General features: G+C 56.9%; 17 protein-coding genes. 11 read left to right on the top strand and 6 right to left on the bottom strand.

Going from position 1 to position 16,900, the window contains the following annotated elements; translation table 11 throughout:
• Positions 1-236 precede the first annotated feature (236 nt).
• The 7 genes from FE782_RS01875 (at position 237) to FE782_RS01845 (ending at position 8,963) form a co-directional block, all read left to right on the top strand.
• Positions 237-1,121 (top strand): ABC transporter permease, encoded by an 885-nt coding sequence (locus tag FE782_RS01875; RefSeq protein ID WP_238392320.1) that lies wholly within the window; start codon positions 237-239, stop codon positions 1,119-1,121.
• 13 nt (positions 1,122-1,134) lie between these two features.
• Entirely contained in the window at positions 1,135-2,028 is an 894-nt protein-coding gene (locus FE782_RS01870) for a carbohydrate ABC transporter permease (RefSeq protein WP_138191913.1), read from the top strand.
• Between the two features lie 30 nt (positions 2,029-2,058).
• A complete protein-coding gene (locus FE782_RS01865) occupies positions 2,059-3,693 on the top strand; it encodes an ABC transporter substrate-binding protein (protein ID WP_138191911.1) in 1,635 nt (544 codons plus the stop codon).
• 83 nt (positions 3,694-3,776) lie between these two features.
• Positions 3,777-4,670, top strand: coding sequence for a hypothetical protein (locus FE782_RS01860; protein WP_138191909.1), 894 nt, complete (start codon positions 3,777-3,779; stop codon positions 4,668-4,670).
• Between the two features lie 7 nt (positions 4,671-4,677).
• The gene (locus FE782_RS01855; RefSeq protein WP_158299208.1) at positions 4,678-6,918 is read left to right on the top strand and encodes an McrB family protein; all 2,241 of its coding nucleotides are present in this window, start codon (positions 4,678-4,680) and stop codon (positions 6,916-6,918) included.
• Positions 6,893-8,380, top strand: coding sequence for a DUF2357 domain-containing protein (locus FE782_RS01850; protein WP_138191905.1), 1,488 nt, complete (start codon positions 6,893-6,895; stop codon positions 8,378-8,380). The genes FE782_RS01855 and FE782_RS01850 overlap by 26 nt, the downstream gene beginning before the upstream one ends.
• Positions 8,381-8,393: 13 nt before the next feature.
• Complete coding sequence (locus FE782_RS01845; protein WP_138191903.1) at positions 8,394-8,963, top strand: hypothetical protein; 570 nt, start codon at positions 8,394-8,396, stop codon at positions 8,961-8,963.
• Positions 8,964-9,036: 73 nt separating this feature from the next.
• Here FE782_RS01845 and FE782_RS01840 read toward each other — a convergent pair whose 3' ends face one another.
• The 5 genes from FE782_RS01840 to FE782_RS01825 form a co-directional block, all read right to left on the bottom strand.
• Positions 9,037-9,987, bottom strand: coding sequence for a permease prefix domain 1-containing protein (locus tag FE782_RS01840; protein WP_138191901.1), 951 nt, complete (start codon positions 9,985-9,987; stop codon positions 9,037-9,039).
• 4 nt (positions 9,988-9,991) lie between these two features.
• The gene (locus FE782_RS01835; RefSeq protein WP_138191898.1) at positions 9,992-10,321 is read right to left on the bottom strand and encodes a PadR family transcriptional regulator; all 330 of its coding nucleotides are present in this window, start codon (positions 10,319-10,321) and stop codon (positions 9,992-9,994) included.
• Between the two features lie 442 nt (positions 10,322-10,763).
• A complete protein-coding gene (locus FE782_RS33235) occupies positions 10,764-10,853 on the bottom strand; it encodes a putative holin-like toxin (protein WP_369127147.1) in 90 nt (29 codons plus the stop codon).
• Between the two features lie 105 nt (positions 10,854-10,958).
• On the bottom strand, positions 10,959-11,807 hold the full coding sequence (locus FE782_RS01830; RefSeq protein WP_138191896.1) for an ornithine carbamoyltransferase: 849 nt from the start codon (positions 11,805-11,807) through the stop codon (positions 10,959-10,961).
• A 3-nt stretch (positions 11,808-11,810) separates the two neighbouring features.
• Complete coding sequence (locus FE782_RS01825) at positions 11,811-12,383, bottom strand: hypothetical protein (RefSeq protein WP_158299207.1); 573 nt, start codon at positions 12,381-12,383, stop codon at positions 11,811-11,813.
• A gap of 60 nt (positions 12,384-12,443) precedes the next feature.
• Here FE782_RS01825 and FE782_RS01820 point away from each other — a divergent pair, with 60 nt between their 5' ends.
• From FE782_RS01820 to FE782_RS01805, 4 genes are all read left to right on the top strand, one after another.
• Entirely contained in the window at positions 12,444-13,670 is a 1,227-nt protein-coding gene (locus tag FE782_RS01820) for a vWA domain-containing protein (RefSeq protein ID WP_158299206.1), read from the top strand.
• 209 nt (positions 13,671-13,879) lie between these two features.
• Positions 13,880-14,755 (top strand): hypothetical protein, encoded by an 876-nt coding sequence (locus FE782_RS01815; RefSeq protein WP_138191890.1) that lies wholly within the window; start codon positions 13,880-13,882, stop codon positions 14,753-14,755.
• Between the two features lie 6 nt (positions 14,756-14,761).
• Positions 14,762-15,163, top strand: coding sequence for a hypothetical protein (locus FE782_RS01810; RefSeq protein WP_138191888.1), 402 nt, complete (start codon positions 14,762-14,764; stop codon positions 15,161-15,163).
• A gap of 16 nt (positions 15,164-15,179) precedes the next feature.
• Positions 15,180-15,500, top strand: coding sequence for a hypothetical protein (locus FE782_RS01805; protein WP_138191886.1), 321 nt, complete (start codon positions 15,180-15,182; stop codon positions 15,498-15,500).
• Between the two features lie 63 nt (positions 15,501-15,563).
• On the opposite strand, the gene FE782_RS01800 is transcribed toward FE782_RS01805, so the two are convergent.
• Entirely contained in the window at positions 15,564-16,868 is a 1,305-nt protein-coding gene (locus tag FE782_RS01800) for a M28 family peptidase (RefSeq protein ID WP_158299205.1), read from the bottom strand.
• Between the last annotated feature and the right edge of the window lie 32 nt (positions 16,869-16,900).

Below are 16,900 nucleotides of genomic sequence, written 5' to 3'. Positions count from 1 at the left end.
CTGGAAAATGGATCGCTCCCGCCCGGAACCCCGCGTCCCGCAAGGCTTCCTGGAACGGGAGGAAAATCGACCCGTGTCGGAATAGTGAGAGTTGGATTCCCCGCCGACTCGGCTTACGATAAGACCGTCGAACAAACATCCGAATGGGGGGATCGAGATTCGTGAATCTGAAAGCGGTAACACCTCGGCCGAAGCCGCGGCCGTCGGTGCGGAGGGAATGGCTGCCCGCGAAGAAAATGAAACGAAACTGGGACTTGTATTTCGTCATTGTTCTCCCGCTGCTGTACATCGCGATTTTCAAATACGTACCGATGTACGGCGCGCTGATCGCGTTTAAAGAGTTTAATGTCGTGCAAGGCATCTTGGGCAGCCCTTGGGTGGGCTTCAAGCATTTCGAGGACTTCTTTACGTCGCCGAATTTCTCGAAGCTGATGTGGAATACGCTCGGGATCAGCTTGTACGCCCTATGCGTCGGCTTCCCGGCGCCGATCCTGCTTGCGCTGGCGCTGAACGAGCTGCGGGTCGGCGCGTTCAAGAAGAGCGTGCAGATGGTGACGTTCGCCCCTTACTTCATCTCGACGGTCGTTATGGTTTCCATGATCATCTTGTTTTTGTCTCCGAAGCTCGGCTTCGTCAACCATATCATTACGTGGTTCGGCTTTCCGGAGATCAACTTCATGGGAGAGCCCGGGTACTTCAAGTCGATCTACGTCTGGTCGGAGGTATGGCAGCAGACCGGATACGGGGCGGTCATCTACTTGGCGGCGCTGGCCGGCGTCAATCCGCAGCTGTATGAAGCGGCCAGAGTCGACGGCGCGTCGCGGTTTCAGAAAATGATTCATATCGACATTCCCGGTCTGCTGCCCGCCGCCGTCATCCTGCTCATTCTGAATGTCGGTCAGCTCATGCGCGTCGGCTTCGAGAAAATTTACCTCATGCAAAACCCGCTCAACCTTAGCACGTCGGAGGTCATTCCGACCTTCGTCTATAAGATCGGGCTGCTCGGCGCGAATTTCAGCTTCTCGTCCGCCGTGGGGCTGTTCAATTCCGTGGTCAATCTGCTGCTGCTCGTCTTGGTCAACGCGTTGGCGCGCAAGGTGTCCGACAGCAGTCTATGGTAGAGGAGGGGAACACTTGCGCGGAACTATAAGAGAATCGTTCGGAGATCGCTTATTTCTATACGGCATATACGCCTTTCTCGCCTTGATCGGACTGGCGGTGTTCTATCCGCTGCTCTATATCGTCAGCGCCTCCTTCAGCGCGCCGCAAGCGGTCATTGAGGGCAGGGTGTGGCTGCTGCCGGTCGAACCTACGCTTCTCGGATACAAGACGGTATTCGAGCATCATCAGGTCATCGTCGGGTATATGAACTCGGCGTTTTACACCTTTTTCGGAACGATGATGAATGTCGCGCTAACGATAATGCTGGCCTATCCGTTATCCAAGCGGAACTTCTACGGACGCCAGGCGATCATGATGATCCTCGTGGCGACGATGCTGTTCGAAGGCGGGCTGATCCCGTATTATCTTACAATTAAGAGTCTGGGCATTCTCGATACGCGTTGGGCGATGCTCCTTCCGCAAGCGCTGGCGGTATGGCAAGTCATTATCGCGAGAACGTTCTTCCACACGACGATCCCCGAAGAGCTTACGGAAGCGGCGGAGCTCGACGGCTGCAGCAATATCGGATTCATCTGGAGGGTCGTCGTTCCGCTCTCCAAGCCGATCATCGCCGTGCTGGTGCTCATGTATGCGGTCATGCATTGGAATTCGTATTTCGACGCCTTGATTTTCCTTAAGTCAGCCGACCTGTTTCCGCTGCAGATCGTGCTTCGGAACATTTTGATTCTCAATTCCGTGGACACGACGGCGATGAAGGACGCATCCGAGATGCTGGCCCGGCAAGGGCTGAAGGATTTGTTGAAGTTTTCCTTGATCGTGGTGGCGAGCGCGCCGATCTTGGCGATCTATCCGTTCGTCCAGAAATATTTCGTACAAGGCATCATGATCGGCTCGATCAAAGGGTAGAAGGCGGTACATACGAAGGGAGTTGTGATGATGAAAAGAAGATGGACGGTAACGATTTGCGCGGCGATGGTTCTGCTGCTGATCGCCGGGTGCATGGGCGGAGGGAACGGCGGCGGCGGAGAGGGAGAAGGCGCCGGACAAGGCGAAGGGACGCAAGGCGTCGTCTCCTTCTCTGCCTTCGCTCCGCAGCTGGTCCGGATCGAAAACATGGACACGAACTTGTTCACCAAGTATGTGGAGGAGACGGTCGGGATCGACATTCAGTGGGTGCTGGCGCCTTCCGAAGGCGCGAACGAACGGAAGCAGCTGCTGCTGGCCAGCGGCGATTATCCCGATGTGTTCATCCACGGCGACTTGACGAAGGAGGAACAGCTGAAATACGGCCAGCAAGGCGTATTGATCCCGCTGAACGACTTGATCGAGCAGTACGGTCCGAATATTAAGAACACCATGGATATGATCGAAGAATACACGAGCGAAATTACGGCGCCGGACGGCAACATTTACGCTCTGCCTCAAGTGAACGAATGCTACCACTGCATGTTTTCTCAGAAAATGTGGATCAACGCCGCTTGGCTGGAGGCGCTCGGCATGTCGATGCCGACGACGACGGAGGAGTTTTATCAAGTGTTGAAGGCGTTCAAGGAGAAAGACCCGAACGGCAACGGGGTGGCCGACGAAATTCCGCTCAGCGGATTCCAAAATTCGTGGCACGGCAATATCGACGGCTTCCTCATGAACGCCTTCATCTACAACAATTCGGAGGATTACTTCACGCTCGAGAACGGGAAGGTCGATATCGCGGCGAACAAGGAGCAGTGGCGCGAAGGGCTTCGCTACCTGAACAAGCTGTACGCGGAAGGGTTGATCGATCCGGCCGCCTTCACGCAGGACGAGGACGCGTTGAAGCAGATCGCCAACAACGCGAATGCCCCGATCCTTGGCGCCTACGCCGCCGGGCATGTCGCGATGGGCGTCCAGCTGCTCGAGGACAACAACCACGCCGATTATCACGTCGTTCCGCCGCTCAAAGGTCCGGACGGCACGCAGCTGGCCGCCTATTATCCGTCGATCGGCAGAGGCCAATTCGCGATCACGAATAAGGCGACCGAAGAGCAGCGCATCGCGGCGATCAAGCTGGCCGACCTGATGGCGACCGAGGAGGCGACGATCTTCTCCGTCTTCGGTCCGGAAGGCGATTACTGGAGACCTTCGGAGGCGGGCGAAATCGATTTCCACGGGCGACCGGCGAAATATACGAACGTGAAGGAATTCTCCACGGTCACGACTTGGAACGTCTCTTGGGATCAGCTCGGCCCGTCCGTCCGCACGAGCGAGTTCCGCGAATCGTTCGCCACGCCGGAGGACGAATTCTCGATCGACGGATACGAAAAGCGCTTGTTCCTCGCGACGCAGTTATACGAGCCGCATAAGCCGGCCGAGGTGTACCCGCTGAACATCTTCATGGATCCGGCGGACGCGCAAGAGTCCAATCGACTGCGCACGACGATTAACGACTACATCCAGGAGCACCTGGCGTTGTTCGTTACCGGCAACCGAAATCTCGACACGGATTGGGACGCCTACGTGAAGGGGCTCGACGGCTTAGGCTTGGAGCAGTATCTTGCCATCTATCAGAAAGCTTACGACGCTTTGCCGAAATAAGCGGACGAACACATGCTCCATGACAGTCTACTGTCAGGAGCTTTTTTGTATTATGGGAGCAGGACAATGTAGGAGGGCGTTGTATGCACATTTTCAAGAGGGATGAATTGCTAGATTTGTACACCGCGAATAAGGAAGCGAGAGCGGCCCACTTCGAGAGGCTGTTGCAGCAAGCCGCGAAGGCATCGACAGCGCTGCAAGGGCAAGCCGTGCACGGCTTGAAGGAGGAGCTTCAAGCGTATAAGGACGAGCCAACGATGACGTTGGTGACGTTCGCGGCGCTGCGGCGTTGCGGACCGTCGGCGTGGGAAGGGCTAATGACTTCGACGTTTCCGGAATCGGAGTGGACGGGACTGCCTTCGGAGCTTGCTTTAGAAAAGGCGATCTCTCCCGCAGAAGCGGTGCTGCGATCGCTGCGGGAGGAGGCGGAACGCCACCCGGTGAAGTACGTTCGGGACAGCGCGCAGGGCAAAGATCGGCTGGAGGGGCCGACGAATTTCGACGCTTGGGCGGAATACGGCGGTCGGAGTCTCTTCATCGAGGCGAAGTTCACTTCCGATATTTCCGTCGATACGACGCATTGCACGAACCGGAATCAAATCGCGAGATGCATCGATATCGGGCTGCAGTCCGTCGAAGATAAAGTAGAGCGATTTTTCTTCGTTATGCTGACGCCGGACAGATATCAGAAAGCCCCGGGCAGTCGGCTCTACTATTATAAGATGCTGGAATACCGAAGATATCCGGAGATGCTAGCCGAGGATATTCCGAGGTTGAAAGAGAGCGGGAAAGATATAGAGTTTTATAGAGCCCTTGGGGAGCGGATCGCGTTCCTCAGCTGGGAGGCGTGTGCGAAGGCGATTTTGTCGGAACCGGTGTGGACGCCGGGGGAGCGGGATTGGTTGACGCAGTTTTACAGGGATCGCAGGTGCCTCTTGCAGTATAATGAGTCTAGCGAAGGAACGAGAGGAGTCTAGTCGACGCATGCTGCAATTATCGCATTACCAGACGTTGTTCGACCTGAATGTAACGAGCGAACGCTGTAAGCTAGTACTAGAGCAAGTCGAGGCGACGGTGAAGCCACTAGTAGAGAGCTACTTGAGAAGGCTGAACGATCCCTCCTTACATATCCATACTTACGCAACTACGCTGCAGACGACGTATCATGACGCATTGAAGAAGAAGCATTCGAATATCGGCCGGAAGTATTTCGTTCAGATCATGCGCACCGTGGGCCAATCGCAGGTCAACGAGCTGACGCTGGAATTCAACGGAATGAGCAGAGTGGTGTCGATCCACGTGGAGACGAACTTCTATCCGATGTGGGAAGCGTCGCGCACGAATCGGTTGGGGGACATTCTCGGCGGCTTGGGCGCCGACACCACTGTAATGGCCTCCAGCAGCGGGCAAGACGCGCCGGAACGGGAGATCGTGAAGTTTGATGCGGTACAAGACTTTATCAAGTCCTGTATTAAGCCGCGGAGGCGGCCGTGGTTTTATTTCGCGAAGCTTCACCCTTTGAAAGAGGAATGGTCGGAGTCGCGTCTCTTCGAGGAGCTGGACAAGGCGTACGCGCAGCTGAGCTCGATCCGGAGTTACTTAGCGGATGAGAAGGGATTGAGCGATCGCGCCGGCCGCATTCTCGAGCTGTTTAAGGAAGAGCATGAGAAACAAGAGATCTTGCTGTTCCAGAAGCCGTATCAGCTGCAGCTGTCCGCCGCGGAGAAGGTGCAATCCGGCGTTTCGCGTCAGGCGTTTACGGTGAAGGATGGGGACCAGCTCATCGAGAAAGGGTACGTCGTCTACTACCGTTACCATGAGAAGCAGACGCCGCACGAAGTGCTGGCGATCCAACTGGACGGTCATAACCATATCTACACGAACATTCGCAATCTGCTAGGACCGGGCCTCCAGGAATGGTGGATTCGGAAAACGTTCGCGACGCATAGCCTAGACAATGCCAAGGTGCTTGAGGAAAGTATGACGTTGCTGCGGCAGCACGGCATTGAGGTGCGAGACGCCGATACGTACCTCGCGGGCGTGTTCGATAACGATGCGGCCGCATTCACGGAGCCGGCCGCGGAGGTGAAGAAGCGGCTCATTGCGTCGGCGCTGCTGTTTGCACATGCGAGCGAGAAGCTGCAGTTGCCGACGTCGGAGGAGGGGGGATCGCAACCGCCGAAACCTGCCGGCGCAGGAGACGGAGGCGACGAGGGAGGCGACCCGGAGACGTACACGGCCAGCTTCCGGCTGCCGCCGATTCTCGATACGGTGGTGAGCAGCGGCCTCACCTTCTCCCTGGACATTGTGCGCGACTTCCATTTGAATTTAACGGCGTTGGACGATAAGCACTTCGTCATTCTGAGCGGTATCTCGGGCACGGGAAAAACGCAGCTGGCTCGCTTATATGCGAATGCGGTGTACGGCTTGGAGTATGAAGCGGCTAATCCGTACCTCTCTATTATTCCGGTACGGCCGGATTGGACGGATTCGAGCGCCTTGTTCGGCTACTACAGTTCCTTCGAGCAGCGATACGTCGTGCCGGAGTTTCTGCGCGTCGTATTGCAGGCGCAGCAGGAGCGGGAGAAGCCGCATTTCATCGTGTTGGACGAGATGAATCTGGCTCGCGTCGAGTACTATCTCAGCGATTACTTAAGCGGCGTCGAGTCGCGCAAGGAGATTCCGCTGCATAGTCGCGAGGACGTGGAGGCAGTTCCGAAGACGGTGACGATCCCACCGAACTTGTATGTGATCGGGACGGTGAACGTGGACGAGACGACGCATGCGATCTCAGACAAGGTGCTCGATCGCGCGTTCGTCATGACGCTCAGCGAGGTCGACTTCGATTCATTCTGGGATCGGATCGACGAGGAGACGCAGGGGAGGGTCGCGGGGGAGTTTCATTTTCTGAGGAAGGTGTACGGCATCATGAAAGAGCATCACCTCCACTTCGGTTACCGGTCGATGCAGGAGATGCTTCGTAAGCTGCTGCAGAATAAGGCGCTGGAGGACAGCGTTCGGTTGGACGAGGAGAAGGCGCTGGAACGGGTTGTTATGGAGAAGGTTCTCCCCAAAGTCCGTGGCGACGACTCGATCGCGGACATGCTGTCCGCGCTGAAGGGGACGCTGGCGGAGCGGTTCGGCGCGGGAAGCGAAAGCGTCCGGATCGTCGAGCGCATGGAGAAGGAGATCGTCCGGTATGGCGCCGCTCAGTTCTGGCGATAAGTTCCGCGTCCGGCAGCCGGGCGGGGAGTGGGCGCCGCTGGCCGAGGCGTATCTCCGCGAGGCGACGGAGTACGAGTGGACGTGGGAGACGGAGGAGATGCCCGAGCGGCTCGCCATGGGGGGCGTGCCGCTTGCGTATCGGAGCGGGAAGAACGGCGTAGAAGGCCGGTTTATCACGCCTTTCCAGAGCGGGCACGTCGAATTCGCTTTGAATCGGGAGTCGTACCCCAACTATGTATACCCCGACGAGCGTAAGCTGACGACAGCGCAATTCGAGCTCATGATGACCGACATTCTGGAAGAAGCCGACGTGTGCTTCCAATATGCGGGGCTGACGCTACCTATGGAATCGGAGGGGAAGGATCGGCGCATCTCCTGGGCGCAGTGGAATTACGTCGACTACGGTTTTCAGGAGCTGGCCGGCATCGTTCGGCGTATTTTGGAACGGCCCCTGCGACGGCTGCGGAATGAGGAGGTGCTCATGCGCCGGGAGCAGGTGAAGTCGGTCTCCGTCGCCACGACGCGATGGTTGGAACGCCATTACGGGGATGACGAAGGCGGTGCTGCGATTCCGCCCCATGTGGTAACCTCGATTCGGCGCGAGCATTACGGGATCTATGAGAATGCCTTGCTGAAGCGGTTCCTGTCGGAGCTGCAAGGGCTGCTCTTACAGTACATGGTCTGCGGCTTGCCCGAGGTGCAGGAGAAAGCGCGGACATACATGGACCGCGTACAATACTGGTTGCGACAGGAGTTGTTTCAAGGCATTGCGGCTCATCGCGGACCGATTCAGGTCAGCACGATCCTTCGGAAGCATCCCGTGTATCGGTTGGGCTATCTTTGGTTCGAACGTCTGTATCGACATGGGAAGGCACGATGGGGGTTTGGGGTTCCTTTTCCACTGAAAGATACGTTCGCGCTCTATGAGATTTGGTGTTATATGCAGCTGGTGCGATTGTTCCGTCGGAAAGGGCTGCTCCAGGAGACGCAAGCGTTATATCGAACGGCGGGGGAGCGGCTGTTCCTATCTCTTGCGAAGCATCGGGAGAGCCGGGTGTCTCTGGTGGAGGGGTATGCGCTGTATTACCAACGCGTATTTCGATGGAACTCGCCGACGCTCTATTCGTTCACGCAGCAAATGGAGCCGGATATTACGATCGAAGACGGCAAGCGCGTGCTGGTGTTCGATCCGAAGTATCGCGTTCCGGCGAATGTCGGTACGGCGCTAGGGGAGATGCATAAGTATCGCGACGGCATCGTGTCGAGGGAGAACGACAGCCCGGCGGTGGAGGCGGTGTTTATCTTGACGCCGTCCCGCGGGGGACCGGAGGATGAGCTTCGTTATTTCCAGGAGTGGTATCACGAGCGGTATCGCATGGGGGCGATCGAGCTGGCTCCGGGGAAGGGCGAGAGCGAGGCGCTGGAGCGGGCTGTGGATCGGTTTTTCCGTTCCGGGCTGTAGGGAGGGTTCATGTATGCAGCTTGATTTAATACGAGTGTTCGAAGGGTATGTTCGGAACTACCATACGTTCAATCTGTCCGTGCATCACGGGAAGCATTCGTTCACGATGACGGAGATCGAATATTTCTCGCGACTCGGTTCGATGTTGGGTTATTATCCGTTCACGGAGGACACATGCAACGGAAAACGGCGCGCCATGGATCTGACGTGGTGGGGGAGCTACAGCTACGAGGATGACTACTGGCACGACTTCGCCTTGCACTTGGAGCGGGAAAATTACTTCAAGAAAGATGAGGAAACCTTGGACAAGCTGTTCGCCGATGCGGAGGTTACGCCGCGGCATGCGATCGGGATCTTGAACGTTCGGAACGGCGCTAGGGCTGACGAGCTCTTAAAGATAGCAAAGTCGATGTGCAAGTTGGACGAAGCGTTACTGGTGTTCCGGACCTATTCGAGCGGGAAGCGTCAGCCCTTCTTCGATGAGGTTCGCGCCTACCGGCTTCGAAAATCGAAATTGGTGGACGAGAGACGCGCCTCGGTTACGTCGATCGACGGGACGTTGTTTATGAAGTTGGCGGAATGACGAATTAGTTCCGAACGAAACGACTCGAAAAGGCCGTTGCCCTTTCGAGTCGTTGGAATTGCGTCCAAGCGCACTAGCCGCTCTTCCCAGCGCTTCCCTTCGTGATACTGTACACCGCGCTGAAGGCGCCGAACAACAATGCCGTCACCGGGAACACGAGCCAACTGACGTGCCAAGCCTTGAACAGAAACCCGCCGAGCAAAAACACCACCGTAGCCAACGGCCAGATGAACGCTGCGACCGCCCCGATCACCTTGTTCTGCTCCTGGTTTACCTTGGAGTACTCCCCGAGCTTCAGCAGTACGCTGAAGCTCTGTTTCATGTTCCCGGCGTAGACGAACAAGAACGCGGCTGCGGCGATCATGAGCAGCATGCCGACGACGCCATAGGTCGTAATGTCGTCGCTCGCCAGCATGGTAGCGAACAGCAGCACCGGCGACAGGACGCACAATCCTACGCCGACGATTATCGCGAATGTGTAGGTCGGCATGAACGCTTGCCGCTGCCGCTGAAGCGAAGCGCGCAAGTCCCCGGGCAGGATGAAATCGGACTGCAAATATTTGAACGCTTCCGACTGCATGCCGCTATAGATGAATAAGCCGACAGCGGCTGCTACCAAGAGGAACATAGTAATCATTCCGACCATCATTCCTACGTCGCTGAGCAGATTGCTTAAAGCGATGAGCAACGAGGCTCCCGTTATGCATAACATGACGCCGAGCCCGACGAGCAAGCCGACTCTCTTCTTATGAGCAAGATACTGCTCTGTTTCCGGCATGCTTAGTACCGGGCCGAAGGTGTGCTCCGCTTCCGGCGCGACTCCCACTTCGCGCATCAGCTCTTCGACGTTGCCGAATTCGGAGATGACGATGCCGACCGCTTCATTTTCCGACTTGCCCTCGCGCTTCAACTCGAAATATTTCTCCTCCATCGTCGTCAGCAATTCCTCTTTCAGCTTGAGGATTTGGCTCGTTCGGGGGAATGCCGCAAACATGTTGTCGAGGTAACTGATAATGGTCTCCATCCGGTCACAGCTCCCTTACAAATTTATTGATCACGTGCTGGGTTACGTTCCACTCGATGCATTTCTCACGGTAATACTCTATTCCCGCAGGCGTAATGCGATAGTACGTACGCCGCCTTCCATGCGTCTCCTCTTCCTTATAAAAGGAAACGATATAGCCGTTCTTCTCCAATCGCGTAAAGGCCGAGTACAACGTCGTCTCCTTCATTACGTACTTGCCTTCCGACAACAGCTTGATCTTCTTGGAAATCTCATAACCGTAAGATTCGTTGTCCAACAACAGGCATAAGATGATCGTGTCGTTGTACCCGCGAATCACGTCGCTGCTGATCAACTCGTCGCCCCCTACTTCATCTGTCGTAGTAGTCCCCATTGTAGCATCAATACTACGACAGGTAAAGTAGTGGGGTGCGGAAAAATCCTGAGATGCTCTCGGAGGACATTCCATGATTGAAGGACTCTGTGAAGAATGTGGAGTTCTATAGAACCCTGGGGGAAGGATCGCGTTCTTCAGATGGGGGAAGTGCGCAAGAGAAAATATGTATAGTCAGTTGGTTTAACGGTAAGAGGGGATATCGGACAATTCGAGACGTTGAATCGGAGCGGTATTGCAAACAACAGACGTTGCAGGTATCTCTACGCTGAGGTATGATTAAACTAATTGAAAGGGAGCCGCTGCTACGGCCCCCAGTGGTACAGCAAGCCGCTGTAAGAGCGGTTGGCTTGTTCCCTAGATTGACGCAGGAATAGACCGCGACCTTGTCAGGGTGGGCGGTCTATTTCCGTTGCGACGTGTTCAGGATCAACACAACCAATGTAGCGAAGGCTATCATTAAGTATAGTGATTCGAATACGTCCACGGGCATCACCTCCCTTCCGGGAGATTAGCCGACCGCCCTTACAAGCCAAGCTAGTACCTCTTACAGTATATCAAAATTCAAAAAAACATGCGAACATTAGTTCTGTTTTTTTTATAACCGACCAAACAAGCAATACACAAGAATCGCCTGCTGCACAAGCAGGAGGTCCTTCTTGAAGCCATAGCCGACGAAGAATTCCGAATCGATCGCGTCCTCGCTGACTTCCTCCGAGCGAAAGAAGGGAGGACAAGGATTGAGCATCGCGCGAGGCTTCGCGGTGCGCAGCTTCTCCAGCGTAATCTGGTAAGCATCGATATATTCGGAGTTTCGGTAAGAGTCCGGCAGCGAATCCGTTAGGATGACATCGCTCTGCGGCAAGATGTCGTCCAGATCGGAATGAAAGCGATAGTTGGCGTCAGGCTCCCTGTATTCGTTATCCGGCGTACACACGTGATGGAAGCGGAGGTTCATCACTTCCGCAAGGTCGGCCCACGCCTTGAAGATGTTGCCGACGGGACCGACGTACGTATAAACAAGGTCAAGATAGTCCTCTCTCCGCTGTCGCAACGCGTAGAAGTCGGCGACGACCTCGCACGGATGGTTTTCGGAGGTCATCGCGTTGATAATCGGGATCGCGGCATGCTCCGCAAGAAGCTTCACTTTGGCGGCGTCCGGGTGTCGGACCACGATGCCGTCCGCCCAATTTTCCAAATACTTGACGGTATCGATCAGCTCTTCCCTTCGGTCCAACGTCTCCGGCGGGAAGAGAATACAGTCCCCTCCCAGCTGCCGAATGCCGCTCTCGAACGTCGTTCTCGTTCGAAGGCTAGTCTGCGGAAAGAAGAGAATGAACGTCTTTCCTTCCAACGGCCTGCACGGATTTGTCCTCAGGGTGTCGGCAATCGCATAGATATCCTGGATTTGCCCGCTTGCGAAATGCTTCAGATCAATAAAATGCATGAATCAAGCCCCCTTCCGATCGTTAAACAACGACTGCACTTCGCGGTCGGCGAGCGTCTCCTCGATCTCGGCGAAGTCGTAAATACGGCGCTGCAAGCAATACCCGACGATAACATCCCGCAAAATCGTAGGGCTGAGCGAGTACCCCGCCTTTTCCAACATCTCCTCGGCTTCCTCGCAGCTCAACTGCAGCAGCACCGCCACCCGCAGCAGCTTCTCCTTCGAGGCGTTGACCTCGTCGTTCAGCAAGCGACTCCAGTAATCCCGGCTGATTTGGCCCGACTCGAACCGCGCCGCCCGGTAGGTCAGCATGTCGCGCGAGAGGGCGAGCTGCCGGATGTACGTCCCTAGCGTCCCGGACGCCTTCGCTTGGTTCAGCAGATCGTCCAGCTGGAGCTCCGGCGGCGGCGCCTGCGCGGGCAGGGCGATTTCGTTGTAGGAGATCTCCCGATAGCTGAGCAGCTCGGGAGCCTCGCCCGGGAATATATGCTCGTGTTGCAAATAGTGCATGAACGCTTCCTTCATCATCATCGCTTCCGCTTCGCTCCTCCATGTTGCGTGGCTTGCAACCCGCATCCGTTCGGACTCTCTTATACTCGAATCATACCAGAATTGAGTACAGGAGGGTTTCGGAAAATGCTTGAATCCATTCGCACCGTATCCGTGAAAACAACCTGGGAGCGGCCCTACATCCCCGTCGGCGGGCTCGAGAGAGCGTACCTGCTCGTCGAGGTCCGCGGCAGCGGCACCCGCCGCGGCGAGCGGCCGCCTCTCAACTTGGCGCTTGTCCTCGACCGCAGCGGGTCGATGGCCGGCGCGCCGATCGAATATAGCAAGAGAGCATGCCGATTCGTGGCGGACCAGATGCGGGAGGGGGACCGGCTGCGTCTGGTCGCGTTCGACGACGAGGTGCAGACGATCGATCCTCCGACGAAGGAGCGGATCGCGGCCATTCAACCGGGAGGCAGCACGAACCTTAGCGGAGGTCTGATGGAAGGGGCGCAGCAGGTGCGGAGGTCCGTCGCGAGCGGGACGACGAACCGCGTCATCCTGTTGTCGGACGGCCATGCCAACCATGGGATTACGAGCAAGCCGAAGCTCGGCGCGATCGCGAAGGAGTACTTGGCCGCCGGCGTGTCCGTGACGACGATGGGCGTCGGGGACGGCTTCGACGAGGAGCTGCTCGAGACGATCGCCGAACTGGGCGGGGGAAGGTTCTATTATATCGGGACGGCGGAGGAGATTCCGAGCATTTTCGAGAGGGAACTGGACGGTCTTCTCTCTACGGTCGCGCACAACCTGAAGCTGACGCTGCGGCCGGCGGAGGGGACGAGCGTGACGAACGTGTACGGGGCAGCGTCGGAGTCGGACTCGCGGGGAACGATTGTTTCGTTAGGCGACCTCGGCGACGGGGCGGTGAAGACGTTGCTGGTAGAACTGTCGATAGAGTCCGGGCGACCGGGGCGGCGGACGGCGCTCGCGCTGGCTTGGGAGTACGCGGATGTGACGGACGGCGCCGAGCATTGCCGATTCGCCGCGGAGCTTCCGGTAGAGTTTACGAATGACGGCGCGTTGCTGAGCCTTCCGCGGGACCCGGAGGTGACGAAGCAGGCGGAGCTGACGCGGTCGGCGCTGGCGATCGAGTCCGCCATGGCGGCGCTGGACGGCGGGCGGAGCGAGGAGGGACAGCGGCTGCTGCGGGAACAGGCGGAGCGCCTGAGGGAGATGGCGTCCGCGCTGAACGCGCCGTCGCTGGCGGCGGAATCGGAGCTCCTGTCGGAGCAGCTCGAGAGCTTCTCTTATGACCGCGCGGCCCGCAAGAAGCTGCACGCGCAGAAGTACCGGCAGATGAAGGGGAAGTAGATGGATCTTTACACGTCCTGCGGCTCTCATCGGGGGCCGCTTTTTTGCATGCTTCAAGAGAGGAACGAACGATCCCTGACAATGAGAGTGTCTGATGGGTCTGTAGAACTAATAAATATGTAGATAAATCTATGAAACTTACTGTAAAATGGGAAAGTTGGAACTGTTTTTTTGCAAGAATGAATTCGAAGAGGCAGAAGGTGCGGTCTTTGGGCTTTTTCAGAGAGATGTTCGATCTGGGCAAGGAGTTCGGTCAAATCCTTAGCGACGGAAGAAAAGAATTGACCGAGATCATGACGGACGGCTTCAAGGAAATGGTGATACAGGGGAAGAGCGACTATAAGACGTCGTTCGAAAAACGGGAGGAAGCGAGCGGTATTATTTCCAGTGCTAGATCCCGCTACAATGATACCTTTAAGGAAGTCGAGGCGAAGATCAAGCAGACGGAGAAGCTCGTCGAGGCCCATTATGCGTATAAAGGCGAAAAGTACGATAAGCTGAAAAGCGATTACGCCCCGACAGTGAAGAAGTACATCGCCAGAATGGAATTCGAGCGCCGCGAACGCGGAGCGAATACCGCAACCGTCGTCGGGACGTTGTTTGCGGCGTCGGTCGCCTCGTCTGCCCTAACCATGGCAACCCGCGTGAATCCGGTCGCGTTCCTAGGCGGCGTGTTACTGACCGACTTGATCAGTCAGCGCAAGCGGGTGCGGGAAGCCAATGAAATGTTGGACGAGGCAAGAGAGTACCGGGCCCGAATCGATGCCGAATGCGAGAAGCTTCGGAAAGTCAAGAGCAACTTGACTTATATCGAGATGTCGGTGAACGAGGAGCGCAAGCTTATCGACCGGTTGCTGAAGCCGCTGGAGCTGAAGATGAGGGAGACGGCCAAGATTCTTGGATCGAAGAATCCGTCACAACGGGAGCTCGAAGAAGCGACGCAGGCGATCGCGATCATTCAACTGCTTGAGCAGACGTTAACGACGCAGTTCTTGCAGGGCAATGCGGAAATCACGCGACAGTATAAGGACCTGACGAAGCGATTGGTCGAGATGGAGCAGAAACTATCACAAGGGAGACTATAAAACGATATGAGCAATCCGATCACGAACCTAGTAACTATGGATGTAGCCAATATGGTTTCGAACGCGATCGATTCTTTCACAAGCTACTATAAGGCTAAGGAAGTTGAAAAGACGGAGCGGGAACGCATCATCGCCTGCCTGAATGCTATTACGAAGAAGATGGAGACCGACCGGAGTAACTTCGAAACGTTCTTGAAAACCAGCTTCGCGGAGCGCGAGCGCTTGTACAAGTCGATGGACGCCGTCATTCAGAAGGGGCTCGAAACCAACGACCTCGAAACGGTCAAGTTCGCCTCCCAGGTCATGTTAAACGTGTACAACAAGAATCCTCTCGATGGATTTAAGGACGTATCGCAAGGCATCCAGATGGATGTGCTTAAGCCGATTCGTACCTTCATCGAAGATTAATAGGCGGTGTAGTTTCATGAGCGAGTCGAATAAGGAACAGGAAGCCGAGACAGCGAAGAAGCTCATTCAAGAGAGTCTGCAGCACGCGGCCGAGGAAGTCTCGAAGACCGACTTCGAAGAAGGGCTGGAACGGGACCGCATCCATCGGACCGAGCAACAAGTCATTCAAGCGTTGGATCGGGAGCGGGAACGGTTCGAGGCGCAGGCCGCGCAGCGCATTCGAGAGAGTCACGGCTCGCTGAACGAGTTGAACGAACGTCTGCAGGAAGCGATGGCGAACAACGATCAGGAGCGGATTCAAGAGCTGCTGCGGAAGATGAGCCAAGCAAGTTCGTAAAATAAATCATAGACCGCGACGTGGGGAAGATTCGGTCGCGGTCTATTTGTCGTAACTTCGTGCTTACTGAATCATATTCCGATGAAGCACGCACTCGATCAGCTTGACGGTCTGGTACGTCGCGAGGTAATCGACGGTTTCGCTGGACGTGTGCTCGTGGCGGTACCCCGCCGAGAGATTGACGGACGGGATGCCGAACTCCGTTGCCAGCACCTTGGCGTCGCTGGAGCCGCCCGGCGTGACGCGCCAGTCGGGCATGCCGGCGAGGGCGCCGGCCGCTTCGAACAATCGGCCGTACGCTTCGCTGCAGAACGGAATTACCCGGCCGCACGAGGTGACGATGTCTCGGGTGCCGCGGCGGTCGACGACGATCGCGCCACGCACGTCCTCCAGCCATGCCGCGTCCAACGCTTGGGAACCTTCCAGTCCGATCTCCTCCCGAACGGTGAGCGCTACCTTCAATGTCCCGTTGAAGTTCGTCCGGTGCACGCGGCGGCACAGCTCCAGGATGACGGCCATCCCGGCCCGGTCGTCGGCGCCGAGGATCCCCTCGGAGCTGGACAGCTCCGTCCCGCGGCGAACGATACGCCGCTCCGGCTCGATCTCGCTGAAGACGTCCATATGAGCGGACAGCAGCACGGTCGGACCTTCGCCGCAGAGGATCGCGGCGCATACGTTCCCCGCGCGATCGACGAACAGATCGTCGGCATGCCGACGCAGCTTCGCGATCGCCGCGCGTCGAATCCGCTCCTCGGAGCCGCTCTCCCCCGGAATCTCCAACAGCTCCACCAAGCCTTCCGCGAACCGATCCGCCTCGTAGCGAAACAGCGTGGCGGGTTCGGAGACGATGCAGTATAATCGTTCTGCGAATTGAAGCAGCCGCTCGGGCTCGGAGGGATTCATCTCCCATTGGACCCGGCGCCCCTGCGCGCGCAGCGACATCCCTTCCGGAGCGCTAACCTGCAGGATGTGTTTTTGCTGGGTGCCGAGATACGAGATCATATTCGCGTGAGGCAGCCGCTTGCCGTGCCCGTCGCAGCAGGAGTAGGTATGAATGCCGAGCTCGTTCATCCAGCGGACGACGCCCGCCATGTAGAAGTCGATGCTCGACAATGGGAGCGGGGCGCGGCGCGGGTCGACGAGCGTCTCGCCGCCGGGGCCGTCGAAACGGTCGCGGGCCTTGCGGAGGGCGAGCTGCCAGTCCTGTTCCGAAATCGAAGGAAGTTCATCCAAGCCGATACCGGCTTCGTGCAGCGCGCGGTCGAGCAGTGCACCGTAAGAAGAGTCCGGTGTTACCAGGTCGGAGGCGCGGAAGCCGTAACGGGATAAGAGCGTGTTTACTGGAACTGCGGCTGTAACTGTGTTCATAGAAGATTTGCCCCTTTCGGATGATATGCACC

Origin of the sequence: Paenibacillus antri (assembly GCF_005765165.1) — a bacterium.
Classification (GTDB): domain Bacteria; phylum Bacillota; class Bacilli; order Paenibacillales; family YIM-B00363; genus Paenibacillus_AE; species Paenibacillus_AE antri.
The sequence above is the reverse complement of the archived record's forward strand: the minus strand, read 5'-3'. Positions and strand labels throughout refer to the sequence as shown.

Bases quoted from the DNA above. Each gene is read 5' to 3' on its own strand.
- FE782_RS01875 (WP_238392320.1), top strand. From the start codon at position 237: ATGAAACGAAACTGGGACTTGTATTTCGTCATTGTTCTCCCGCTGCTG.
- FE782_RS01865 (WP_138191911.1), top strand. From the start codon at position 2,059: ATGAAAAGAAGATGGACGGTAACGATTTGCGCGGCGATGGTTCTGCTG.
- FE782_RS01860 (WP_138191909.1), top strand. From the start codon at position 3,777: ATGCACATTTTCAAGAGGGATGAATTGCTAGATTTGTACACCGCGAAT.
- FE782_RS01855 (WP_158299208.1), top strand. From the start codon at position 4,678: ATGCTGCAATTATCGCATTACCAGACGTTGTTCGACCTGAATGTAACG.
- FE782_RS01850 (WP_138191905.1), top strand. From the start codon at position 6,893: ATGGCGCCGCTCAGTTCTGGCGATAAGTTCCGCGTCCGGCAGCCGGGC.
- FE782_RS01845 (WP_138191903.1), top strand. From the start codon at position 8,394: ATGCAGCTTGATTTAATACGAGTGTTCGAAGGGTATGTTCGGAACTAC.
- FE782_RS01840 (WP_138191901.1), bottom strand. From the start codon at position 9,987: ATGGAGACCATTATCAGTTACCTCGACAACATGTTTGCGGCATTCCCC.
- FE782_RS33235 (WP_369127147.1), bottom strand. From the start codon at position 10,853: ATGCCCGTGGACGTATTCGAATCACTATACTTAATGATAGCCTTCGCT.
- FE782_RS01830 (WP_138191896.1), bottom strand. From the start codon at position 11,807: ATGCATTTTATTGATCTGAAGCATTTCGCAAGCGGGCAAATCCAGGAT.
- FE782_RS01825 (WP_158299207.1), bottom strand. From the start codon at position 12,383: ATGCGGGTTGCAAGCCACGCAACATGGAGGAGCGAAGCGGAAGCGATG.
- FE782_RS01820 (WP_158299206.1), top strand. From the start codon at position 12,444: ATGCTTGAATCCATTCGCACCGTATCCGTGAAAACAACCTGGGAGCGG.
- FE782_RS01810 (WP_138191888.1), top strand. From the start codon at position 14,762: ATGAGCAATCCGATCACGAACCTAGTAACTATGGATGTAGCCAATATG.
- FE782_RS01805 (WP_138191886.1), top strand. From the start codon at position 15,180: ATGAGCGAGTCGAATAAGGAACAGGAAGCCGAGACAGCGAAGAAGCTC.
- FE782_RS01800 (WP_158299205.1), bottom strand. From the start codon at position 16,868: ATGAACACAGTTACAGCCGCAGTTCCAGTAAACACGCTCTTATCCCGT.